Origin of the sequence: Nonomuraea endophytica, from assembly GCF_014203235.1 — a bacterium.
GTDB classification, from domain to species: domain Bacteria; phylum Actinomycetota; class Actinomycetes; order Streptosporangiales; family Streptosporangiaceae; genus Nonomuraea; species Nonomuraea endophytica.
Genome location: NZ_JACHIN010000007.1, coordinates 533,422 through 556,244, shown reverse-complemented (window position 1 = coordinate 556,244; position 22,823 = coordinate 533,422). Strand labels below are relative to the sequence as shown.

Sequence of the window (22,823 nt, the reverse complement as noted above, 5' to 3'; positions counted from 1 at the left end):
GGGTCGGCTGCTGTCGTGGTCGAATACTGGCTCCGCCAAGGGACGTCCGTGAACCGGGTGTTCCGGTCAATGGAACGACCGATTTCACTCTCGGTATTCGTGACCTAGCTTCTCGTGTGTGTCCGACGATCTCGAAAGAGGAGAACGGATCATGACGGCGGAGGTTGCGGAACCCCCCGTGGAGCCGGTCGACACGACCATCCACAGGGTCAGGACAGCGGTCGACGACCTGCTGAGCGAGTTCATCGACGCCCACCCCGCTCCCGTCGCCGACCCGGAACTGGCCGAGGGCCACCGGCTCCTGCGCGAGTTCGTGGTCAAGGGCGGCAAGCGGATCAGGCCCCTGCTCTGCTACTGGGGAGCGCGCGGCGCCGGCGGCACGGACGAGACGGCCCCCGTCGCCGCGGGCGCCGCGCTGGAGCTCTACCACGCGGGCCTGCTCATCCACGACGACATCATGGACGGCAGCGCCCTGCGCAGAGGCCGCCCCACCCTGCACCGGAGCCTGGCGCGGCCGCTGCGGCACCCGGGCATCGTGTCATCGGCGGTGCCTTTCGGACACAGCGCCGCCGTCCTGCTCGGGGTGCTCGCCCAGGCCTGGGCCGACGAGCTCTTCGGCGACACGGGCGGCGCGCCCCGGCGGCTGTTCAACCGGATGCGCGCCGAGGTGATCGCCGGGCAGTACCTCGACATCCAGTCGCACCTCGACCCGGACGCCGAGCGCGCGCTCACCGTCATCCGTTACAAGACCGCCAAGTACACGGTCGAACGGCCCCTGCAGATCGGCGGCGCGCTGGCCGGCGCCTCCCGGTCGCTGCTGGAGTCCTACTCGCGCTTCGGGCAGCCGCTCGGCGAGGCGTTCCAGCTGCGTGACGACGTCCTGGGCGTGTTCGGCGACCCGGGCGTCACCGGCAAGCCCGTCCTCGACGACCTGCGCGAGGGCAAGGCCACCGTCCTGATCGCGCACGCCTTCGCCGAGGCCGCCGGGCCCGCGCTGCGTCTGCTGCGCGCCTGGCACGGCAACCCCGACCTCGACGAGAAGCGCGCCGCCGACCTGCGGCAGATCATCGTCGACACCCGAGCACTCGCCCGCGTCGAGACGATGATCGACGGCCGGGCCCGAACCGGACTTGAGGAGTTGCGGACATGCGCGATCGACCGGCACGCCCGGCAGGGCCTGACCCTTATGGCCGAGCGGCTCACCCACCGCAGCGCGTGAAGCGGGTCCTGCTCGCCGCCCCGCGCGGCTACTGCGCCGGGGTGGAACGTGCCATCCGCGCCGTCGAGGAGGCCCTGAAAAGGTACGGCCCGCCGGTCTACGTCCGTAAACAGATCGTCCACAACACCTTCGTGGTCGCCGACCTCACCAAGCGGGGCGCGGTCTTCGTGGACGAACTCGACGAGGTGCCCGACGGCTCCCTGGTCGTCTTCTCCGCCCACGGGGTCTCGCCCGCGGTCAAGGACACCGCGGCCGGCCGCGGCCTGCGCAGCATCGACGCCACCTGCCCGCTGGTCACCAAGGTGCACAAGGAGGCGGTCAGGTTCGCCGAGTCCGGCTACGACATCGTGCTCATCGGCCACGCCGAGCACGAGGAGGTCGAGGGCACGCTCGGCGAGGCCCCCGACCGCATGCACGTGGTCGACCCGGCCCGCCCCGACGAGCTCGATCTGCCGACCGACCGGCCGATCAGCTGGCTGTCGCAGACCACGCTCTCGGTGGACGAGACCATGGGCGCGGTCGAGCGGCTGCGCGAGCGCTACCCCGGCCTCGTCGACCCGCCCAGCGACGACATCTGCTACGCCAGCCAGAACCGCCAGGAAGCGATCACCGCCATCGCTCCCGAGTGCGACCTGGTGATCGTGGTCGGCTCGGCCAACTCCTCCAACTCCCGGCGCCTGGTCGAGGTCGCGCTCGCCGCCGGCGCCCGTGCCGGTTACCTCGTGGACGGCGTGGCCGAGGCGGAGGAGAGCTGGCTGGACGGCGTGCAGACCGTCGGCGTCAGCTCCGGCGCCTCCGTCCCCGAGCACCTCGTGGCCGAACTGCTCGGCTGGCTCGCCGAGCGCGGCTTCGCCGACGTCCAGACCGTGACGCTGGCCGAAGAAAGCCTGATCTTCTCCCTCCCGCCCGAGCTCCGTGAGCTCCGCTCCCCGATAGGTGGTGTCCTGTGACCGAATCCGTCCTGAACAACGAGAGCCCCCTCAGTCTCGGTACGAAGGCCGCGCGCAACCTGGCGACCACGACCAAGACGCAGCCGCAGATGCAGGAGATCACCTCCCGGCATCTGCTCAAGGCGCTGCCCTGGGTCGAGGTCGTCGGCGGTGCGTACCGGGTCAACCGGCGGCTCACCTACACGGTCGGGGACGGAAGGGTCACCTTCACCAACACCGGAGCGGCTGTGCGGGTGATCCCCGCCGAGTTGTGCGAGCTGCCCGCGCTGCGCGGCTATGACGATATCGACGTGCTGACCGCCCTGGCCGACCGCTTCACCCAGCGCGAGTACGAGGCCGGATCGGTGATCGTCGAGGCCGGCACCCCGGCGACCGAGGTCGTGCTGGTGGCGCACGGCAAGGTCAGCCTGCTCGGCGAGGGCGCCTACGGCAAGCAGACCGTGCGCGGCGTGCTGGCCGACGGCGACTACTTCGGCGACAGGTCGCTGGCCGGTGAGGCGGGCACCTACGACCTGACCGTCCAGGCGGTCACCGCGTGCACCGTGCTCGCGCTGCCCAGGTCGGCCTTCGACGAGGTCGCCGACCAGACCGACGGCCTGCGCGAGCACGTCGAGGCGTGGGCAGCCGACCCCGACCGGTCGCTGAACGCCCACGGTGAGGCGGAGATCGCCCTGGCCTCCGGCCACACCGGCGAGCCGACGCTGCCCGGCACGTTCGTCGACTACGACGCGGCGCCGCGCGAGTACGAGCTGAGCGTCGCCCAGACGATCCTGCGGGTGCACACCCGCGTGGCCGACCTCTACAACGAGCCGATGAACCAGACGCAGCAGCAGTTGCGGCTGACGGTGGAGGCGCTGCGCGAGCGCCAGGAGAACGAGCTGGTCAACAACCGCGAGTTCGGCCTGTTGCACAACGCCGACCTCAAGCAGCGCATCCACACGCTGACCGGCCCGCCCACCCCGGACGACTTCGACGAGCTGCTCGCCCTGGTCTGGAAGAACCCGGCCGTCCTGATCGCGCACCCGCGGGCGATCGCCGCGTTCGCCCGCCAGTGCACCGAGCGGGGCATCTACCCGCAGAGCGTGGAGATCAACGGGCAGAAGGCGCCGTCCTGGCGCGGGGTGCCGATCCTGCCGTGCAACAAGATCCCGGTCAGCGACTCCGGCCTCAGCTCGATCATGGCGATGCGGGTGGGCGAGGCGGCCCAGGGCGTCATCGGCCTGACCCGCACCGGGCTGCCGGACGAGTACGAGCCCGGCCTGTCGGTGCGTTTCATGGGCATCAACGACAAGGCCGTCATCTCCTACCTGGTCACGACCTACTACTCCGCGGCGGTGCTCGTGCCGGACGCTCTCGGCATCCTGGAGAGCGTTGAGGTGGGCTGATGGCGTATGAGCTGCCGGACTTCTACCTGCCGTATCCGCCCAGACTGAACCCTCATCTGGAGACCGCCCGCGCGCACACCCGCGCGTGGGCGGCCCGGATGGGCTTCTTCGACGACCCCGACATCTGGGGCCCGGCCGACCTGGAGGCGCACGACTACGGCCTGATGTGCGCCTACGCCCACCCCGACTGCCCGGCCGAAGAGCTCGACCTCATCACCGACTGGTACGCCTGGGTGTTCTTCTTCGACGACCACTTCCTGCACGCCTTCAAACGCACCAAGGACCTCAAGGGCGCCCAGGCCTACCTGGACCGCATCGACCTGTTCATGGCCGACGACCCGCCCGAGCCGACCAACCCGGTCGAGCTGGGCCTGAAGGACCTGTGGGCCAGGACGGTGCCCGCGATGACGGACGGGTGGCGGCGCCGCTTCGTCTCCGTCACCCGCGACCTCACCCAGGAGTCGATGTGGGAGCTGTTCCACATCGAGTCGGGCCTCGTCTCCAACCCCATCGAGTACATCGAGGAGCGCAGAAAGGTCGGCGGCGCCCCCTGGTCGGCCTGCCTGGTCGAGCACGCGGCGGCCGCCGAACTGCCCGCCCGCGTCGCGCACACCCGGCCGATCCGGGTGCTCACCGAGACGTTCGCCGACGCCGTACACCTGCGCAACGACCTGTTCTCCTACCAGCGGGAGGTGGTCGCGGAAGGCGAGCTGTCCAACTCCGTGCTGGTCTGTGAGAACTTCTTCGGCTGCGGCACCCAGCGCGGCGTCGAGATCACCAACGACATGATCACCTCGCGGCTGCACCAGTTCGAGCACACCGCGCTCACCGAACTGCCCGCCCTGCTCGCCGAGCACGCGCTCGCGCCGCACGAGCAGGAACGGGTGATGCGTTACGTCAAGGGCCTGCAGGACTGGCAGGCCGGCGGCCACGCCTGGCACCTGGCCTCCAGCCGCTACACCAAGGCCCAGCGCGAGCGCGGCCCGCTCAACGTCTCGCCCGCCCATGTGAAGAGCGGCCTGCGCAACTTCACCTACCGCCCTTTCTCCGAGACGACGGTACGGCTGCCGCAGTTCCCCATGCCGTTCACCGTCCGCGACAACCCGCACCTGGACCGGGCCCGCGCCCACAACGAGCGGTGGTGCGTGGAGATGGGCTTCACCACCGCCCTGCCTGGCCTTCCGTCCACAGCGTTGTGGACGGAAGGCCAGGTCAAAGGCTTCGACATGGCGCTGTGCGCCTCCGGCCTGGCCCCGGAGGTCGACGCGCGGGCGCTTGAGCTGGCGGCCGACTGGCTCGCCTGGGGCACCTACGCCGACGACTACTACCCGAAGGTCTACGGCGGCGGCCACGACCTGACCGGCGCCAAGCTGTCCAACCGGCGGCTGCGCGACCTCATGCCGATCGACCTGATCCCGATCACGCTGCCGCTCACCGCCGTGGAGAGGGGGCTGGCGGACCTGTGGGCACGGACCGCCACACCACTGCCGGAAGCCGAGCGGCGGGCGCTGCGCGACGAGGTCACGATCATGATCCACAGCTGGGAGTGGGAGGTCGTCAACCTCATCCAGAACCGGGTGCCCGACCCGGTCGACTACATCGAGATGCGCAGGCTCACGTTCGGCACCGGGCTGACGATCCGGCTGAACCGGCTCACCAGCCCGCAACCCCTGCCCGACGAGCTCTTCCGCACCCGCGAGTTCCTGGCCATGACCAACGCGGCGGCGGACTACAGCTGCCTGGTCAACGACCTCTTCTCCGGCCAGAAGGAGATCCAGTTCGAGGGCGACCTGCACAACTCCGTGCTGGTCATGCGCAACTTCTTCGACTGCGACGTGGACGAGGCCGTGGCCGTCGTCGCCAAGCTCCTGGCCGCCAGGATGGCCGAGTTCGAGCACGTCGTCGGCAACGACCTGCCGGCCATGCTCGACACCCGCGGCGCCGACGACGAACTGCGCGGCGCGGTCGCCCGCTACGTGACCGGGCTGCAGGACTGGATGGCCGGCATCCTGCGCTGGCACGGGCGGTGCACCCGCTACACCGAGAGCGAACTCCGCCGCGGCTCGGCCGTCCGCTGGACCCAGGGCCCCACCGGCCTCGGCACGGCGGTCAGCCGGATCCACTCCCTGCTACCGATGGGCGCGCCATGACAGAATCCCTGCTCAGCCTCGGGACCGCGGCGGCGCGCAAGCTCGCCACGACCAGCAAGACCGTCCCGCAGATGCGGGAGATCACGCCACGCCACCTGCTGCACGCGCTGCCGTGGGTCGAGGCGGTCGGCGGCGTCTACCGGGTGAACCGGCGGCTCAACTACACCGTGGGGGACGGGCGGGTCAGCTTCACCTCGGTCGGCGCCGCCGTACAGGTGATTCCGGATGAACTACGCGAGCTGCCGTCGCTGCACGACTTCGAGGACGCGGCCGAACTGCAGGCGCTCGCCGAACGCTTCGTCCAGCACGACCTGGTCGAGGGGCAGGAGGTGCCGGACGGGCAGATCGTGCTGGTCGCACATGGCAAGGTCGCCAAAACCGGCATCGGCGGGTACGGCCGCGCCACCGTCGTCGGCATGCTGGCCGACGGCGACCACCTGGGCGACCTGACCGGCGACGGCGCCCAGCCCGCCAGGGCGGTGACGGCCTGCACGGTGCTGGTGCTCTCCCGCGAGGACGCCGACCGGCTGCGCGAGCGCTCCGACAGCCTGCGCGAACACCTCGACCGCCCGGCCAGGACCGGCCCGAGCAACAAGCACGGCGAGGCCGAGATCGCCATGTCCGCCGGCCACCGGGGCGAGCCGACGCTGCCCGGCACGTACGTCGACTACGACCGCGGGCCCCGCGAGTACGAGCTGAGCGTGGCCCAGACCGTGCTGCGCGTGCACACGCGGGTCGCCGACCTGTACAACGGGCCGATGGACCAGACGCAGCAGCAGTTGCGCCTGACCATCGAGGCGGTGCGCGAACGGGAGGAGCACGAGCTCGTCAACAACCGCGACTTCGGGCTGCTGCACAACGTCGACCTCAAGCAGCGCTTCCAGACGCGCACCGGCCCGCCCACCCCGCACGACATGGACGAGCTGCTGTCCCGCCGGCGCAGCTCCCACTACTTCTTCGCCCACCCCCGCGCGATCGCCGCCCTGGGCAGGCAGTGCACCGCCCGCCGCATCCAGCCGGACGTCACCGAGTTCAACGGCGCCAAGGTGATGGCCTGGCGCGGGGTGCCGATCCTGCCCAGCGACAAGATCCCGATCAGCGACCAGGGGCTCAGCTCGATCATCGTCATGCGTACCGGGACGGAGAAACAGGGCGTCATCGGACTGAACCGCACCGGGCTGCCCGACGAGTACGAGCCCGGACTGTCGGTGCGCAAGCTGGGCATCGACGACAAGGCGATCATCAGCTACCTGGTGACCACCTACTACTCGGCGGCGGTGCTGGTGCCCGACGCGCTCGGCGTACTGGAGAACGTCGAGGTCTGAGTACGTCGGCGGGATGACGTCCGGGGTCGGCCGTCCGGCCGACCCTCGGGGCGCGACGCTGGGCATTTCGGCTGATCCGCGGGGTGCCGGTGTTCCTGGAGTATCCATCGGGAACACGAAAGAAAGGCCCGCAGTGCACATCCGTACCGCCCTCGTCCTGCTGACCCCGCTGGTGGCCGTGGCCGCCTGCGGCACCGTCGCCACCACGGCCAAGCCCAAGCCGAGCGCGCCCGCCGCGGCCTGGCGTCCGTGTCCCGGCGGCGAGGGGGTCGAGTGCGCGGACGTCAAGGTCCCGCTCGACTGGAGCGAGCCGGGCGGCCCGGCCATCGAGATCGCCGTGGCCCGCAGGAAGGCGCCCAAGTCCGAGGGCACGATCGTGTACCTGCCCGGCGGCCCAGGTCAGGCGGGCGTCGAGACGCTCATCGGGAGCAAGGAGTTCGGCGGCCTCGAACGCCGCTACGACATCGTCAGCCTCGACCCGCGCGGCGTCGGCGCCAGCAGCCCGCTCACCTGCCCGGCCGAGCAGGTCATGGCACTCGGCCCCGACCGCCTCCCCACGACCGACGCCCAACTGCGCCAACTGCGCCAGGCCTCCACCGGGCTCGCCGAGGCGTGCAGGAAAGCCACCGGGCCCGCGTTCGACCACCTCGACAGCGCCAGCGCCGCCCAGGACCTCGACCGGGTCAGGCAGGCCATCGGCGCCGACAAGATCACGATCTACAGCCACTCGTACGGCACGCTGCTGGCCCAGGAGTACGCCGCCAGGTTCGGGCAGCGGTTGCGCGGAGCCGTACTGGATGGCGTGATGGACCACAGCCTGGACCGGCGGACCTTCACCGTCAGCGCGGCCAGGGCGCTGGAGGAGTCCTTCGGGGAGTTCGTGGCGTGGTGCGCCAAGGACAAGACGTGCGAGGTGGACGATCCGGTCGCGGCCTACCGGCGGGTGCTGGCCAAGGCGGAGCGCGGCAAGCTGGGCAAGGACGAGAACGGGCGGGCGTGGACGCCGTACACGGTGACCGCGACGATCGACGCGATGCTGTTCACGCCGTCGTGGCCGGCCGCGGGCATGTTCCTGAACACGCTCGACAAGGGCAAGCCGTGGCGCACCGACGGCGACGACACCCTCCCCAAGCGGATCAACTACGCCGACCCCATCGTCTGCCAGGACTACGCCATGGCCTACCGCGACGCCGCCGAGATCAAGGCCGACCTGGCCGCCGCGGCCGCCGTGGCGCCCACCGTCCGCTACTCCCCGAACGCGATGAAGACGGTCCTGACCTGCCAAGGCTGGCCCGCGCCGGTCAAAAACCCCCAACGCGAGTCCGTCTCCAAGGCGACCACCCCGCTGCTGCTCCTCCAGAGCCGCTACGACAACGCCACCCCCGTCGCCTGGGCCGCGAACGTCGCCAAGCAGCTGGGCGAACGCGCCCGCCTGACCGTGCTGCCCGACTGGACCCATGCCATGAAGCTCCACAACAAGGGCTGCCAGGCGCGTTACGCCGTCGACTACCTGACCACGCTCAAGCTCCCGCCCGCGAACCCGGCATGCACCAGCACGCCGCCCGGGGTCACCCTCTAGGATCGGGGCCCGTGGACCAGATCGCCGCGTTCGGAACCCAGCTCATCGAAGTGCACGACTGGCTGAGAGGGGAGCTCGAACGGCTGCGCCAGGACCTCGCCTCCGGCGGGCGCCCGGCCGACCTGCGCGCCCATTGCCTGGCATTCTGTACGGCGGTGACCCGGCACCACACCGGCGAGGACGGCGTCGCCTTCCCCGCGCTCGCCGAACGCCACCCCGAGCTGCGGCCCGTCATCGCGCAGCTGGAGGAGGACCATCAGCTGGTGGCACACCTCCTCGAACGCATCGAATCCCTGGACGGCAGCGACCCCGAAGCCGCGCTGTCCGAACTGGACGGCCTGACCGCGATCCTGGAGTCACACTTCACCTTCGAGGAACGCAAGATCGTCGCCGCCCTTGACGCTCTTGATCTGCCTGAATGGCGGGACCAGCGGCCTGACTACCTGGTGCGGGGCGGCTCGTGAGCACCGAGATCGAGGAGCTGGCCGCCCGATTCCGGGCCTTTGTGGAGGCCCGGGATTGGGAGCAGTTCCATACGCCCAAGAACCTGGTGATGGCGCTTGCCGGTGAGGTGGGGGAGTTGGTGGCCGAGTTTCAGTGGCTGGCTCCCGGTGAGCCTCTGGATGAGGCTGCCATGGGGCGGGTGCGGGCTGAGCTGGGGGATGTGATTGGGTATTTGGTGCGGTTGGCTGATGTGCTGGGTGTGGACCTGATCGCTGACGCTCATGCGAAGCTGGACCAGAGCGAGAAGCGGTACGACGCCGACACCTACCGCGGCTCAGCCCGCAAAGCCCCACCCCTGCCCCCCTGACCCCACCCGGCCACCTGCCCCCTCCGGCTTCCGGTCTCCAGACACTCCGGCCGTGTGCCTCTCGGCCCCCGCGAGCGGCCCCTGGCCTTCCGCCCAGGCTTCCTCTCCGGGCTGCTGCCTCCCGGCCCTCCGGCCTCTCGACCTCGGGTTCTCCGGCACCCCTGGACTTCACACGGCGCGCTGTCCGACACGGAGGACGCTCAGGTAGCGGCGTGATGCTCGGTCGCCCATCCGCGTGCGGATGCGCTCGGCCATGGCGTCGAGCAGAGGCTCACGGACGTCGCGATCGAGCCTGCGGTACAACGACGTCGAGCGAAGGAGATCGGCGAACCCGTCCCCATCGAACCACTGAACGGTCGGGTACCAGCGCACGATCGTCGGGCCGAACAAGCCACCGGGATCGTCGACCAGACCCCAACCCTCATCGGTGGTACGCACGTCGTCCTCCAGCGGCGGATGACCCCAGCCAGGGTTCCCAGGGCAGAAACGCTCGTGGAGATCGGCGGTCTCGGCATAAACCTCGGGCTCTCCCTGCCGCCGGACCACGACGTTGCCGAGCAGCGCCATCCAGCCTCCGGGATTGAGCACGTCGTGCGCTCGCCGCCAGCCAATCGACGAGTCCACCCAGTGCCACGAAGACGCAGCCACGAGGACATCGAAGCGTCGACCGCGGTCGTCCCACTCCTCGAACGCCGATCTCTCGACTTCGACGTTGCCGAGGCCGGCGAGCCGCCGGCTCGCGAGTGCGGCCATCTCCGTACCCTGCTCGACCGCGGTAACCGAACATCGGAGCGCTGCCAGCGAGCGCGTCGCCTGACCGGTACCGCAGCCCACCTCCAGCACCGACGACCTCTCGTCCATCCCGGTCACGCTGACGAGGTCCGCGAACAACTCGTCGGGATACCCCGGCCGGACCCGGTCATAGAGCTCCGGCACCTCGTTGAACACCCGACCGAGGTCACGTCGCTCCGGGCGCGTCTTCGGATCATCACCCATGAGCGCACAGGCTATGAGACTCATCCACGGGGGGCCACCGGATAACGCCAGCTGCTGACGCGCTCCTGCCGACGCTGCTGCAGCCTGCCCGCCCCCGGCCTCACGCCCCTCCAGCTTCCTGACCTCAGATATCTCGGCACCTCCTGGGTTGCCTGCCCGTCCCTCGGGGCTTCTGCCGCTCTTGGCCTTGACTTCGCCACGTGGTCCACGGGTCGCCTCCCCTTGGGCGATGATCAGCCCCAGGCGTGGGGGTTCCCAGGGAGAACTCACCCCATGTCAGAGGTGAGGGAACGGGCGGTGCGTAGTCCGCGATCTGGGCTGTTGTGTTTCTGACCTGCGGCGATGCGGGTGTAAGGGAAATTATGAGTACGCGGACGCGAGTCTGCTTGTTAGTACGCTGGCCATGCTTGCCGAGCAGGCGCGGACGGACGGCCCTGTGCCTCTCACCGTAGATGGCGAAGTGGTTGCCATGGTTGTTAGTCCGGAAGTTGCGCGAGCTGGAGTAGAAGCCCTTCTGGCGAACAAAGAGGCGCGCTAGATCAGGCGACTCGTGAATCCCTCGGCGACAAGGCGCTCGTAAGCCTCAACGACATGCGAGGGAATGTCCTGCGGTATTGCAAAACCGCGCTTCGCATAGATATTGATCCGTTGAGTATCCCCTACCATCATGTCTGCCACACGTTTGGCGTCTCCGATGGAGAGTATGTATTCGCCGAGCGGAAGTGGTTGCGAAGCACAGATAACATCGACTTCAGGCCACAGCTTGCGGCACGTGGCAAACGCGCGACGCTGTTGATAGGGCCGTGAGACCAGAGTGATGCTATCCACATGGAGCCCGCGACTGGCTAGCAGGTCGCGAGTAAATTGAATGTTCTCACCTGTGTTGGAAGCCTTGGTCTCCAGAAGTATCCGGGCATCGGGTACGCCGAGTCGAATGGCTTCCTCGCGATAGTGAACGGCTTCGCCTCGGGGAAATCTCTCAATGGTTGTTGGGGCGTTTGCGCCCGTGAAGATAACGAGGGGCGCGATGTCGCGCTTGAAGAGCTGTGCCGAGAATTGTGCGACACCAAGATCGTGACTGCCAAGCCCGATGATCGCGTCTGTGGGCTGGAGTTTGTGACCCATTTGATGGTAGCCCCAGAGGACTTCGAGATCTCGCTCTTGTTGTGGAGAAAGACGTCCCACTGTCGGCCCCTCATTCGGGAATCTTGAACGTGTAAGTCCATTCAAAGTGCAGAGAGGAATGGACGCCCCGAGCGAACTCGATGATTCGGCCTTCTCTCGTGCTGGTTTTGCGCTTTAGTACTACCACCGGCACTCCGGTAGGCAGCTCAAGTTCCGCCACCTCGTCCGGCGTCGGCATGCGAGAGTAGAGCGATTCGGTGATGACGTCGGGTTCCAGCCCGATGCTAGCCAGGACTGCGAATCCTCCGCCGTGCCCGGCTGGCCCTGGCTCCGGGCTAACTAGAGGTGTGCCCTGGACGTCTTCGGGGCGATAGAAGCTGGTGAGCTTGTGAGTTGGGGACCCTTGATCTCGGACAAGTCGTGCGCGTTCGTACACTGGCGCTCCTTCGGGCAAGCCCAATGCGGCTGCCGCCTCGGCGTCGGCCTCAACCAGTCGCACACGATTCGTTTGGTCGCCGCGCTCCCATGATCGCCCTGACGCCTCCCGATCGGCTGCGAAAGCCACCACGCCGCTCCTCCACTTGTTCTTGGCGTAGCGCTCCGCTCCGAGCCGCGTCATGGCCGGTGGCCTTCGAATCACGGTTCCTCTCCTCCGGATGGCGGTAACCAGCCCCTCTGCTTCAAGCAGTCGGACCGCCATGCGGACAGTTTTGACGTTGATGTCGAACTCTGCGGCTAGATCGGCGTGCTTGGGCAAGGTGTTGTGAGAAGGCTCGGGATATATGCCGCTTTCGATGCGTTCGCGAAGTATGCCAGCAAGCTCCCGATATCCGATGACCATGTAGTTCTCCGATCTGGGCTGGTTCGGCAGGTGTCTGCGACCTGGCCTTTTCAATAGTGCTACCTCTATTGACGGGATGCTATCCAAGGGAGTTGTATAGAGGTAGCACTAACGGCGGGTTGGCGATCTCAGTCAATAGAAGTCAGCCCCGTACGTGATGGGCAAACACCGGCCGGGGCCTTGGCGGCGTGGGCGGACCTGGGCGTTTGAGCAGGAGTCGGTGAAGCTGGTGCGTCTTGCGCTGACAACTCGGCCCGAAGGGCAACGAGGCGGGCCGGGCCGGTCATCCGGTCGGGTACGGCTCGCCGGAGGGGTTGGAGCGCGCGTGGGCGGTGTGCGGGAGCGAGGTGAAGTCATGGTTCATCGACCATTGGGCGTTGCCGTTCTCTGCGGATGATCAGATTGCGTGCGAGGTGGGCGTGCGGGTGTATCGCCGGGGTTGAGCTGGACGGCGGCGCGGGGAGCGGACGTTTCCATCACGAGGGGTGTGAGTGTCTGCGATCGTCCTGCGTCGTCGTCCTCGGGGTCGCATATGGCGTCGTGCCTGTCATCCGCGTGAGACGTTCGGTGTCGCGCTGTGGTCCGCCTCGCATGAGGAGCGTGGTACTGGGCGGATCGGAGCGGTGACGTGTGGCGTGTTCCTGCACCGCCGTAACCGGTGGGGATGACGGGCTTGGGTTGCGGCTCGGCGTCATCGCTTCGATGAGGTACGGCAGCGCGGTTGGTCTCTGAGGGGGCGCCCTAGGAGACCGTGGCCCTAACCGCGCTGCCGTACCGGCATGTTCGCGAGTGGTCAGAGAGGAGCGAAGTATGCAGGGTGCGAGGTTCAGGCTCTTAGCGACGGCGGTCCTCGTCCTCGGCGCGGCTCCGCAAAGCTGCGGCGGTAGCACGACCGATCCCCCGCCACCGCCCCCGGCTGCAGCGGTCGGTTGCTTTCAGGAGGTGGTCATAGAGGCGGTCCGGTTCGGCAGTGCGGCCCCCCGGGTGCGGGTGCAGGTCCGTCAGAAGTGCTCGAAGCCGGACGTCATCGCCACGCAGGTAACGCATATCAAGGTGTCGTACAAGGAGAGCCGGTTCGGCGGGGAATGGTTCGACGTGGGTTCGCAACCGTTCACCGAGCTGCCGGGGCGTGAGCACACGTACTCCTACGCGCTGTCGCCGTGCAAGTCGGGGCGGTATAAGGCGGAGGTGTCGCAGGCGGGCACGTTCGACACGGGCAAGGAGTTCCGTGCGACGGACCAACAGACGGCGTCGGTGGATTGCGAGAACGCCCGGGACATCTCGTAGGCGGTCTAGAAGAGCCAGAGTCGGCGGCGGCGTCGGCGGCGGATCGCGCGCTGCTCCTCGATCCAGGTTTCCCACTTGGCCATGCCGTCGGGGTCTCCGCCGAACTGGCAACGTACCGATCCTGAACCGTGCGGAATGACGCCTAGTGCCCAGTAGGTGGCACCCTCGGATGCCACGTGCGGAAGATTGAGGGTGGTGTACGTGGGTTCGGTCGTGAGGTCGGGTTCTTCGCCTTGCCAGACGCCCCATCCGGATTGCCACCATGCGACGGTCCACACCTGCTCTGTCACAGCTTCGATGATACGACTGGGCTCTGTTTGATGTTCGGCAATGCTGCAGGTCGGGGGTACGGCGGGCAGCGTCGCCCGCCTGCCGGCTGGAGGACGATCTCTGGCATACCGGTGATCTGGGTTCCGGGTGGCTGGAGCGACGCGGCTATCTGGTGGGTGACTGTTTGGGCGGGGAACCGCCCGACTGTACGCGCGAGCCGCGCCGGAGGCGCACGATTGAGGGCGTCCGAGCGGAGCGAGGTCCTTTGACCAGGGTGGGGCCCAATCTGCCTAACCACTTGGCTGGGCAACGGGTGGGACCTAAGAAAGAGCGCCCGACCGAAGGGAGGCCCTTTGATCCTGGAAAGGGCGCCCGAGCGGAGCGAGGTCCTTTGACCAGGAAACGCGCGGAGCGAAGCGGAGCACCTTGCCTTCAGAGGCCCGCCGCCTGCAGACGGGCTGTCAGGGTGGTGTTGCGGCGGTGGCCGAGGCGGTGGACGGCCAGGTCGAGGGCGTTGCGCTGGCCTACCAGGACCACCCAGGAACGTGCCCGCGTGACCAGCGTGTACAGCAGTCGCCTCCTCAGCATGATGCCGCCCGATTCGGCCACCATCGGGGCGACCACGAACGGGTACTCGCTGCCCTGGGCCCGGTGCACGCTGATGGCGTAGGCGTGGGTGAGGTCGTCGAGTTCGTCGAAGGTGTAGGTGACCAGGTCGCCGTCGTCGATCTGGACGTCGGCTTGGCGTTCTTCGGGGACCAGGCGGGTCAGGGTGCCGGTTTCGCCGTTGAAGACGCCCTTGTCGTAATTGTTGCGGATGGGCATGACGCGGTCGCCCACGCGGAAGAGGGTGGCGCCGGACCAGTGTTCGGGCTTGTCGTCGGCGGCGGGGTTGCGGACTTCCTGGAGGCGGCGGCCCAGTTCGGCGGTGCCGGTGGTGCCTTTGCGCATGGGGGAGAGGACTTGGACCTGGGCGGGGGTGATCTGCTGTTTGCGGGGGATCGCGACCGTGGCCAGGTGGACGACCCGGTTGGCGATCGCCTCCGGGTCGTCGAGCTCCTCGAACCAGAAGCCGCCGCCGCCCGGCAGCGCGGGCAGGTCTCCGGCTCGGATGCGGTGGGCGGCCTTGATGATGGCGCTGCCCTCGGCCTGGCGGAAGACGCGGGTCAGGCGTACGCGGGGAATGCTCTCGACGGCGAGCAGGTCGGCGAGGACGCTGCCGGGACCCACGCTGGGCAACTGGTCACTGTCGCCGACGAGCAGCAGGTGGGTGCCGGACGGCAGTGCCGCGGCCAGTCTGGTGGCCAGGCCGAGGTCCAGCATGGAGACCTCGTCTACCACGACCAGGTCGGCCCGGACGGGCGTCTCGTCGAACAGCGCGTCGGGGTCGGGCTCGTGGGAGAGCACGCGGTGGATGGTCATCGCGGGCAGCCCGGCCAGCTCCGACAGTCGTTTGGCCGCCTTGCCGGTGGGGGCGCAGAGCGTGACGGCGCCGCCCATCGCGCGTACGGTCGCGGCCAGGGCTTTGATCGTGTGGCTCTTTCCGCAGCCTGGCCCGCCCGTGAGAATCGACAGGGTGCTGGTCAGCGCCATGGTGACGGCGGCGCGCTGGTCGTCGTCGAGGCTTTCGTCCTCCTGGTAGGAGCGCAGGGTGAGCGTGGAGCGGGCGCGGGCCAGGCGGGCCAGTTCGGTGGTCAGTCTGAGCTCGCGGCTGTGGAGCTCCTTGGGGTAGACGGCGTCGGCCTCGCGCACGACGCGGCGCTCCGCGGTCAGCGCGTCGAGGCCCTGCCTGATGAGGTCCTCGTCCTGCTCGATGAGGTCGATGGTCTGGGTGACGAGCGCGGTGGGGGACAGGAAGCAGTGGCCGCCGCCGCTGGCCGCGGCGTCGAGGCGGTCGAGCAGCGCCGCCTGGATGCGCTGGGGACTGCTCTCGGGTACGCCGGAGCGCAACGCGATCCGGTCGGCGGTGGCGAACGCGATGCCCCTGACCCGGTCGATCAGCTGGTAGGGGTCCTTGGCCAGCACCTCGCCGGACTCGGCGCCGAACACCTGGTAGATCTTGGCCGCGAGCAGCGGGCTGACCCCGAAGCCCTGGAGCACGACCATCAGCTCGGCGACCGCCTTCTGCTCCCGCCAGGCCTCGACGATCTGGGCCTGGCGGACGGGGCCGATGTTGATGACCTCGCGCAGGCGGCCGGGCTCGGCGTCGATGACGGTGAGGCTCTGCTCGCCGAAGTGTCCGACGATGGCCTGTGCCAGCCTCGGCCCGATGCCTCTGATCAGGCCGGATCCGAGGTAGAGCTGGATGGCGCGGACGGTCGACGGGGTGACCCGCTCGCAGCCGGTGACGGCGAAGCGGCGGCCGTGGCGCGGATGCTCCTCCCAGGCGCCCAGCAGCCTGACCGTCTCCCCGGGCTGCACGCCGCCGAGCGCCCGTCCGGCCGCCACGAAACCGGGCTGGCCGTCGCCGCTCATGCGGGCGACGGTGTAGGCGTCGTCACGCACGAAGACCAGCTGTTCGACGGACGCTTCCACGTCTCGAACATTAGGCCATGGCACCGACAGAGAAAGTCACGCCTACCATGATGCGGTGAAGACGCTGGAGGAGCGGGAGTGGCGGCCGCGGGCCGAGGCGCACGAGCGCCGGGTCGACGCCTGGGTCGGCCCTCATCTGCGCAGACGACAGGAGCGCGAGACGCATCCGGTCGAGGACTTCCTGTTCAGCTACTACAGCTTCCGCCCGGCGAAGCTGCGCCGCTGGCACCCGGGCGCCGGGGTCGTGCTGCTGGGGGCCGAGGGCCTCGGGGCCGAGTACGTGGACGTCGAGGGCGGCCAGCGACTGGACACCGAGAGCCTGCTGGACAAGCGGCTGGCCATGGTCGAGTGGACGGCGCGGCTGTTGGGGGCGACGGCCGGCCGTACCGGACAGTTCGGATGTTTCGGGATGCACGAGTGGGCCATGGTCTATCGCACCGACGCGGTACGGCACGCCAAACAGCCCCTCAGAATGGCGCCCCAGGAGGTCGCGGCGGTGGTGGAGGCGCGCGGGGTGCGCTGCAGCCACTTCGATGCGTTCCGGTTCTTCACCGAGGCGGCCCGGCCGCTCAACGTGCTGAAGCCCACCCGCGAACGCCAGGCCGAAATGGAACAACCCGGCTGCCTGCACGCGAACATGGACCTCTACAAGTGGGCCTACAAGCTGTCGCCGCTGGTGCCGAGCGAGCTGATCGCCGACTGTTTCGCGCTGGCGCGGGAGATCCGCGAGGTGGACATGCGCGCCAGCCCGTACGACCTGAGCGCGCTGGGCTACCGGCCGATCCCGATCGAGACGGTGGCGGGGCGGACCGAGTACGCCGCGCTGCAGCGGGGGTTCGCTGAGCGGGCGGCGCCGCTGCGCGGGCGGTTGCTGGGCGTGTGCGAGGAGCTGATGGCGATTGACGCCCCGGCGTGAGGAGAACTATGTTCTAGATACCGGCTGGTCGGTACAGGAGCGTGGTGTATGCACATCAGGGGCAAGGTCGCCGTGGTCACCGGAGCGGCGGGCGGGATCGGGCGGGCGATGGCACTGCGCTTCGCCGCCGAAGGCGCCGCCGGGGTCGTCGTCGCCGACCTGGACGGTGACGGCGCCGCCGCCGTGGCCAAGGAGATCGGCGAGCGGGCGGTAGCCGTACAGGCTGATGTGTCCGTCGAGAGCGGGGTGGCGGCGCTGGCGAGCACGCCCTTCGGCCCCGTCGACCTCTTCTGCTCCAACGCCGGCGTCATCGCCGGCCACGGGCTGGACGCGAGCGACGCGGAGTGGGGCACGTTGTTCGGGGTCAACGTCATGGCGCACGTGTACGCCGCTCGCGCCGTGGTGCCCGGCATGGTCGAGCGGGGCGGCGGCTACCTGGTCAACACCTGCTCGGCGGCCGGGCTGATCAGCTGCCCCGGCGACGCACCCTACGCGGTCACCAAGGCGGCGGCGATCTCCTTCGCCGAATGGGTCTCCATCCACTACGCGGGCAAGGGCGTCAAGGTCAGCGTGCTGTGCCCGCAGGGCGTGCGGACCGGGATGCTCCGGCGCGGCGTCGAGGAGGACCACCTCACCGCGCGGGCGGTCGGCGCCTCCGGCCCGATCCTGGAGCCGGAGGAGGTCGCGGCCGCCGTGGTCGCGGGCGTCGAGGCCGAGCGGTTCTTCATCTTCCCGCACCCCGAGGTGCCCGAGTACGTGCGCCGCAAGGCCGAGGATCCCGACCGGTGGCTGGCCGGGATGTCGAGGTTCGTGGAGTCGCTGTAGCCCCCGGACCATCCGGCGGACAGCGCGCTTGACCCCAGTGCAACCGCTTGCAATCATCGGATGTCTGGAGGTGCCATGCGATCTCGCGCGCTCGCCGTCATCCTGGTCCTGTTATCCGGCCTGCTCTGGGCCCAACCTGCCCGGGCGGAGGTCGAGCATCCGCGCCAGAAGTGGATGCGCGACTCCACCGCCGGGCTTTTCCTTCACTGGGGCATGTTCACCGCCCCGCGCCACCTCGACTGCGCCGCCTGGGAGCGCGACGTCACCGGGGGCGGCTGGACCGCCGACTACTGGGTGGACGAGGCGCGCAAGCTCGGCGCTTCGTACATCGTGCTCGCGACCTTCCACAGCAGGCTCGGGTACGCCCGCCCGTGGCCGTCCAAGATCCCCGGAAGCTGTGCCACGGAGCGCGACCTGCTCGGCGAGCTGGTGGCGGCCGGCAAGGCCAAGGACGTGCGGATCATCCTCTACATGACCGACGACCCGCAGTGGCACAGCGAGCAGGGCGTCCAGACACTCGACTCGGCCGCCTACTCCGCCTACAAGGGCCGGCAGGTGGACCTGACCACGCGCGACGGCTTCGGCATGTACTCCTACGACCTGTTCTTCGAGGTCATGGAAAACTACGCGGACCTGGCCGGCTTCTGGATCGACAACGACAACGCCTACTGGGAGCAGAACAAGCTCTACGAGCAGATCAGGGAGCGGCGCCCGTCCTGGTTGCTGAGCAACAACAACGAGGACACGCCGATCATGGACACGGTCAGCAACGAGCAGAAGACCGGCATGACCCCGTCCTACGACTACCCGCAGGCCGCGTGGACGCCGATGCCGCGCCTGGTCGAGGCCGACTACAAGCTGCCGACCACCGGCCAGTGGTGGTACGACGGCGGCAACCACCCCGTCGACACCCGGCTCAGCACCGGCCGCTACATCACCAACGCGGGCTCGTCGATGAAGTCGCTCATGGCCGAGACCCCGATGGTCAACGGCAGGTTCCCGCCCCAGCAGGAGGCGTTCAACGACTTCATGGCCGGGTGGGTCCCGCCCATCCGCTCCTCCCTCTACGGCACCGAGGGCGGCGGCTACATGTACGGCGGAATGCAGCCCGGTTTCTGGAACGACGGCGCGCACGGGGTGGTCACGGTGGAGCCGGGCGCGCGCACCCAGTACGTCCACGTGGTGACCCGCCCCCGCACCGACCATGTACGGCTGCGCGACAATGGATACTGGGTCACCCGCGTCAGCGACCTGCGCACCGGCAGGAGCCTGCGCTTCCACCAGTCGGCCGGGCACCTGACGATCCTGGGCGTCACCGACTGGGACCCGTACGACACCGTCTTCAAGGTCGAGACCGCCGGCCAGCGCTTCTACCACGACAAGATCCGCGCCACCGCCCCGGAGCTCGTAGACGGAAATTTCTCGACTTACTGGGATAACAAGGGCCAGCTCCCCATCTCCACCACCCTCGACCTGGGCCACCGCCGCGCCCTCACCTCGCTGGCGGTCAACCAGCGCGAATGGTCGCCCACCTACGCCCGCGAGAGCTTCGGCCGCCCCGAGGACTCCGCGCGCGTCAAGGACTACCGCGTCTACCTGAGCTCCGACGGCAAGATCTGGGGCAAGCCCGTACGCACCGGCGCCCTGCCCAGCGCCCGCGGCGTGCAGTTCATCGACCTCGGCGAACAGCGTGCCCGCTACGTCAAGCTGGAGGTGCTCAACACCTGGGGCGGCCCGCAGGCCCCGCGCTACCACCGCCAGCTCCAGATCGACGAGATCAAGGTCGCCTACGCGCACCCGTTCTCGGTGGGCCCGGCCGCGCCCCTGGAGGCCGAGCACGCCGACCGCGCCGGCGGCGCCCGCCCGGACCTGTGCCGCACCTGCTCCGGCCACCTCCGGATCACCGGCCTGCGGCACGGCACGCTGACCTTCGACGACGTGACGGCGCCCGAGGACGGGACCTACCGGCTCCAGCTCGACCACACCTCCGGCACGGACACCTCGGTGAAGGTCGCGGTGAACGGGGCCGCGCCCATCGAGGTCCCGGTCAAGGCCGACGCCAGGGACGTGCCGGTCGCGACGGCGCTGGCCGTACCGCTCAGGAAGGGCGCGAACACGATCGTGCTGTCGGCGAGCGCGGCCGGGATCGACCGGATCGCGGTCGCGCCCCTGCCGCCCGCCTCCCAGGTCCCGACCACGACGCTGACCGTCGAGCCGGGCGGCCTGCAGTGGGCCGGGCCGGGCCAGCAGGCGATCAAGGTCTCGGCCACGCTGCGCCTGGACGCCGACGACCAGCTCGACCAGGTCAGGCTGGCGCCGGCGGCCCCGCAGGGCTGGACGGTCCAGGGCGACCCGGCGACCGCCGCCACGCTGCGTCTCGGCCAGACGCTCTCCGCGACCTGGACGCTCACCTCGCCGCCCGGCCAGGACGTCACCCCGGCCGACATCCCGATCACCGCCGCCTTCCAGGTGCTCGGCCGCCCCGCCCAGACCTCCAAGCAGGTCCGGGTACGGCCCCGCCCGGCCGACCGGGTGTGGATGCGCGAAGCCGAGGACTCGGTCAACCAGCTCGGCAGCGCCGGAATCACCGGCTGCGGCCCGTGCTCAGGCGGGCAGAAGGTGCGCAACCTTGGCGGCGGGCCCGACGCGTACGTGCTGTTCGAGAACGTGAGCGTGCCCTCGGCCGGGACCTACACGCTGTTCGCCGACTACACGGTCAACGGCCCCCGCTCGTTCTTCGTCACCGTCAACGGCGGCACGCCGGTCGAGGTGCGGGTGGACGGTGTCGGCAACAACACGCCCTACACCACCCGGGTCCCGGTGACGCTCGGCGCCGGGCAGAACACCATCAAGATCCACAACGACACCGGTTCCGCACCCGACCTGGACCGGCTCTCCCTCGGCTGAGGAGCACCAGCATGCACGACACCGTGACCCGCCGCGCCCTGCTGGGCGTGGCGGTGGCCGCCGCGGCGGTCCCCGCCCTCGCGACCCCGGCGCACGGGGCCTTATCCGCGAAAGACCGAGGACCCAAGGACGACTCGGCCGCCCTCCTGGAGCACTGGGCGCTGGCCCCCGGCGCCCACCCGCTCGTCCCCGACGTCTCCCGCGCCGGTTACCGCCTCGGATCCCGGCTGCCCAAAAACGGCCGCGTGGTGACGAAGGTGACCGACCACGGCGCCAAGGCCGACGGGAGCACCGACTGCGCCCCGGCCTTCAACGCCGCGCTCAAGACGGCCGGGGAGCGGGGCGGCGGTGTGGTGCTGGTGCCGCCGGGCACGTACCTGCTGAACTGCCCGGTCTTCATGCACTGGTCGAACGTGGTCCTGCGCGGCTCGGGCAGGGATCGGACGATCCTGCACTTCGCCAGGAGCCTCGACGACGGCTACCGGCCCGCCCGCCAGTCGAACGGCAACAGCCGCTGGTCGTGGACGGGCGGACAGGTGTGGTTCATCTCGCCGGAGCGCCGGGCGCTGTCGGAGTCGGAGGACTTCGCCGGCACCGAGAACTGGCTGATGGGGGAGACGCTCGCCGAGGTGTCCGCGGCCACCCGGGGCGCGCGCACGCTCATGGTCTCCGACACCGCCAAGCTCCGCGCGGGCGACATGGTGCTGCTGGAGACCGAGAACCGGCCCGACGCCGGGCTGCTGAAGCACGTGGCCGGTGACATCCCGGGCACCAGGACCTACGACTGGCCGCGCCGGGCCCCGCAGCTGGTGACCGGATCCGGCGGGCAGTACGTGCAGTATTCGTCCTTCCAGTGGCCGGTCAGGGTGGCGGCCGTCCTGGGCCCGCGCCTGGTCAGGCTGGCCGAGCCGATCCGCTACGACCTGCGCCCGGAATGGCCGGCCCGGCTGCGCACGCTGGGCCCGACCGTGCACGACAGCGGTGTCGAGCGCCTGACGGTACGCAACGCCGTCGTCCCGATGACCGCCCACAACCGGCACCCCGGCTCGAACGGCGTCTGCTTCCAGGCGGTGCACGACTGCTGGGCCTACGACGTCCGGGTGGAGAACTGCGACCTCGGCTTCGGCTTCACCACGGCCAAGTCGAACACGCTCAGCCGGGTGACCGTCGGCGGCCGGGCCGCGCACCACAGCTTCGCCTGCCGGATGCAGTCGCACGACAACCTGGTCGAGCACTTCGAGATCGAGGCCTTCACCGTCCCCGTCCCCACGGGCGCGGTGCACCACGGACTCAACCTGGAGGGCCTGTCCTCGGGCAACGTCTGGCGGCGCGGCACCATGGCAGAGGGCACCTTCGACACCCACCGCGGCCTGCCGTTCGAGAACGTCAGGACCGACATCACCCTGGTCAACAACGGCCGCGTGGGCGGCTCGGGCGCCTCGGGCCCGCTGTTCGGCGCGCGCATCGCGCACTGGAACGTCCGCGTCACCGGCGGCAGCCCGTACGCGCTGACCATCGCCGACGTGGCCCCGCGCGGCGTGTCGATCGGCATCCAGGGCGCGAGCGGCGGCAGCGAGCTCACCCCCGACTTCACCGGTGACCTGGAGACCTTCCAGGGCGATCACGGGGTACGGCCACGCGTCCAGGACCTTTACCAAGCGCAGCGGGAGATTATTGACAGGGACTGATAGGGAGAAGAAGC

At 69.3% G+C, this 22,823-nt stretch carries 18 protein-coding genes; 13 read left to right on the top strand and 5 right to left on the bottom strand.

What is annotated here, in order from left to right:
• Positions 1–151 precede the first annotated feature (151 nt).
• The 8 genes from HNR40_RS27660 (at position 152) to HNR40_RS27625 (ending at position 9,419) form a co-directional block, all read left to right on the top strand.
• On the top strand, positions 152–1,219 hold the full coding sequence (locus HNR40_RS27660; protein ID WP_184966239.1) for a polyprenyl synthetase family protein: 1,068 nt from the start codon (positions 152–154) through the stop codon (positions 1,217–1,219).
• Positions 1,216–2,169: a 4-hydroxy-3-methylbut-2-enyl diphosphate reductase gene (locus tag HNR40_RS27655; RefSeq protein ID WP_312896530.1), complete on the top strand. Its 954-nt coding sequence runs from the start codon at positions 1,216–1,218 to the stop codon at positions 2,167–2,169. Before HNR40_RS27660 ends, HNR40_RS27655 begins: the two co-directional genes overlap by 4 nt.
• The gene (locus HNR40_RS27650) at positions 2,166–3,554 is read left to right on the top strand and encodes a family 2B encapsulin nanocompartment shell protein (protein WP_184966235.1); all 1,389 of its coding nucleotides are present in this window, start codon (positions 2,166–2,168) and stop codon (positions 3,552–3,554) included. Before HNR40_RS27655 ends, HNR40_RS27650 begins: the two co-directional genes overlap by 4 nt.
• Positions 3,554–5,704: a terpene synthase family protein gene (locus HNR40_RS27645; RefSeq protein ID WP_184966233.1), complete on the top strand. Its 2,151-nt coding sequence runs from the start codon at positions 3,554–3,556 to the stop codon at positions 5,702–5,704. The genes HNR40_RS27650 and HNR40_RS27645 overlap by 1 nt, the downstream gene beginning before the upstream one ends.
• Positions 5,701–7,029, top strand: coding sequence for a family 2B encapsulin nanocompartment shell protein (locus HNR40_RS27640; protein WP_184966231.1), 1,329 nt, complete (start codon positions 5,701–5,703; stop codon positions 7,027–7,029). Before HNR40_RS27645 ends, HNR40_RS27640 begins: the two co-directional genes overlap by 4 nt.
• A 133-nt stretch (positions 7,030–7,162) precedes the next feature.
• Positions 7,163–8,608 carry an alpha/beta fold hydrolase gene (locus HNR40_RS27635; RefSeq protein WP_184966229.1) on the top strand — a complete coding sequence of 482 codons (1,446 nt, stop codon included), beginning with the start codon at positions 7,163–7,165 and terminating at the stop codon, positions 8,606–8,608.
• 11 nt (positions 8,609–8,619) lie between these two features.
• Positions 8,620–9,072 (top strand): hemerythrin domain-containing protein, encoded by a 453-nt coding sequence (locus tag HNR40_RS27630; RefSeq protein WP_221340850.1) that lies wholly within the window; start codon positions 8,620–8,622, stop codon positions 9,070–9,072.
• A complete protein-coding gene (locus HNR40_RS27625) occupies positions 9,069–9,419 on the top strand; it encodes a nucleotide pyrophosphohydrolase (protein ID WP_312896529.1) in 351 nt (116 codons plus the stop codon). Before HNR40_RS27630 ends, HNR40_RS27625 begins: the two co-directional genes overlap by 4 nt.
• Positions 9,420–9,587: 168 nt before the next feature.
• Here HNR40_RS27625 and HNR40_RS27620 read toward each other — a convergent pair whose 3' ends face one another.
• The 3 genes from HNR40_RS27620 to HNR40_RS27610 all read right to left on the bottom strand — a co-directional run bounded on the left by HNR40_RS27620 (position 9,588) and on the right by HNR40_RS27610 (position 12,381).
• The gene (locus tag HNR40_RS27620) at positions 9,588–10,415 is read right to left on the bottom strand and encodes a class I SAM-dependent methyltransferase (RefSeq protein ID WP_184966225.1); all 828 of its coding nucleotides are present in this window, start codon (positions 10,413–10,415) and stop codon (positions 9,588–9,590) included.
• A 534-nt stretch (positions 10,416–10,949) separates the two neighbouring features.
• On the bottom strand, positions 10,950–11,600 hold the full coding sequence (locus HNR40_RS27615; RefSeq protein ID WP_312896528.1) for a YdcF family protein: 651 nt from the start codon (positions 11,598–11,600) through the stop codon (positions 10,950–10,952).
• Positions 11,601–11,610: 10 nt separating this feature from the next.
• A complete protein-coding gene (locus HNR40_RS27610) occupies positions 11,611–12,381 on the bottom strand; it encodes a GntR family transcriptional regulator (protein ID WP_184966223.1) in 771 nt (256 codons plus the stop codon).
• Between the two features lie 942 nt (positions 12,382–13,323).
• Between HNR40_RS27610 and HNR40_RS27605 the strand changes: the two genes are divergently transcribed.
• Positions 13,324–13,668: a hypothetical protein gene (locus tag HNR40_RS27605; RefSeq protein WP_184966221.1), complete on the top strand. Its 345-nt coding sequence runs from the start codon at positions 13,324–13,326 to the stop codon at positions 13,666–13,668.
• 5 nt (positions 13,669–13,673) lie between these two features.
• Here HNR40_RS27605 and HNR40_RS27600 read toward each other — a convergent pair whose 3' ends face one another.
• Positions 13,674–13,958 (bottom strand): hypothetical protein, encoded by a 285-nt coding sequence (locus HNR40_RS27600; RefSeq protein ID WP_184966219.1) that lies wholly within the window; start codon positions 13,956–13,958, stop codon positions 13,674–13,676.
• Positions 13,959–14,370: 412 nt separating this feature from the next.
• Positions 14,371–16,473, bottom strand: coding sequence for an SF1B family DNA helicase RecD2 (recD2, locus tag HNR40_RS27595; protein WP_312896527.1), 2,103 nt, complete (start codon positions 16,471–16,473; stop codon positions 14,371–14,373).
• A 55-nt stretch (positions 16,474–16,528) separates the two neighbouring features.
• Here recD2 and HNR40_RS27590 point away from each other — a divergent pair, with 55 nt between their 5' ends.
• The 4 genes from HNR40_RS27590 to HNR40_RS27575 all read left to right on the top strand — a co-directional run bounded on the left by HNR40_RS27590 (position 16,529) and on the right by HNR40_RS27575 (position 22,809).
• Positions 16,529–17,389, top strand: a complete 861-nt coding sequence (locus HNR40_RS27590; protein ID WP_184966217.1) for a 3-methyladenine DNA glycosylase — start codon at positions 16,529–16,531, stop codon at positions 17,387–17,389.
• A gap of 48 nt (positions 17,390–17,437) precedes the next feature.
• Positions 17,438–18,214, top strand: a complete 777-nt coding sequence (locus HNR40_RS27585) for an SDR family oxidoreductase (RefSeq protein WP_184966215.1) — start codon at positions 17,438–17,440, stop codon at positions 18,212–18,214.
• A 75-nt stretch (positions 18,215–18,289) separates the two neighbouring features.
• The gene (locus HNR40_RS27580) at positions 18,290–21,121 is read left to right on the top strand and encodes an alpha-L-fucosidase (RefSeq protein ID WP_184966212.1); all 2,832 of its coding nucleotides are present in this window, start codon (positions 18,290–18,292) and stop codon (positions 21,119–21,121) included.
• A gap of 11 nt (positions 21,122–21,132) precedes the next feature.
• A complete protein-coding gene (locus HNR40_RS27575; RefSeq protein WP_184966210.1) occupies positions 21,133–22,809 on the top strand; it encodes a glycosyl hydrolase family 28-related protein in 1,677 nt (558 codons plus the stop codon).
• The last annotated feature ends 14 nt before the right edge of the window (positions 22,810–22,823 follow it).

Bases quoted from the DNA above. Each gene is read 5' to 3' on its own strand.
- HNR40_RS27610 (WP_184966223.1), bottom strand. From the start codon at position 12,381: ATGGTCATCGGATATCGGGAGCTTGCTGGCATACTTCGCGAACGCATC.
- HNR40_RS27645 (WP_184966233.1), top strand. From the start codon at position 3,554: ATGGCGTATGAGCTGCCGGACTTCTACCTGCCGTATCCGCCCAGACTG.
- HNR40_RS27620 (WP_184966225.1), bottom strand. From the start codon at position 10,415: ATGGGTGATGATCCGAAGACGCGCCCGGAGCGACGTGACCTCGGTCGG.
- HNR40_RS27660 (WP_184966239.1), top strand. From the start codon at position 152: ATGACGGCGGAGGTTGCGGAACCCCCCGTGGAGCCGGTCGACACGACC.
- HNR40_RS27585 (WP_184966215.1), top strand. From the start codon at position 17,438: ATGCACATCAGGGGCAAGGTCGCCGTGGTCACCGGAGCGGCGGGCGGG.
- HNR40_RS27580 (WP_184966212.1), top strand. From the start codon at position 18,290: ATGCGATCTCGCGCGCTCGCCGTCATCCTGGTCCTGTTATCCGGCCTG.
- HNR40_RS27575 (WP_184966210.1), top strand. From the start codon at position 21,133: ATGCACGACACCGTGACCCGCCGCGCCCTGCTGGGCGTGGCGGTGGCC.
- HNR40_RS27640 (WP_184966231.1), top strand. From the start codon at position 5,701: ATGACAGAATCCCTGCTCAGCCTCGGGACCGCGGCGGCGCGCAAGCTC.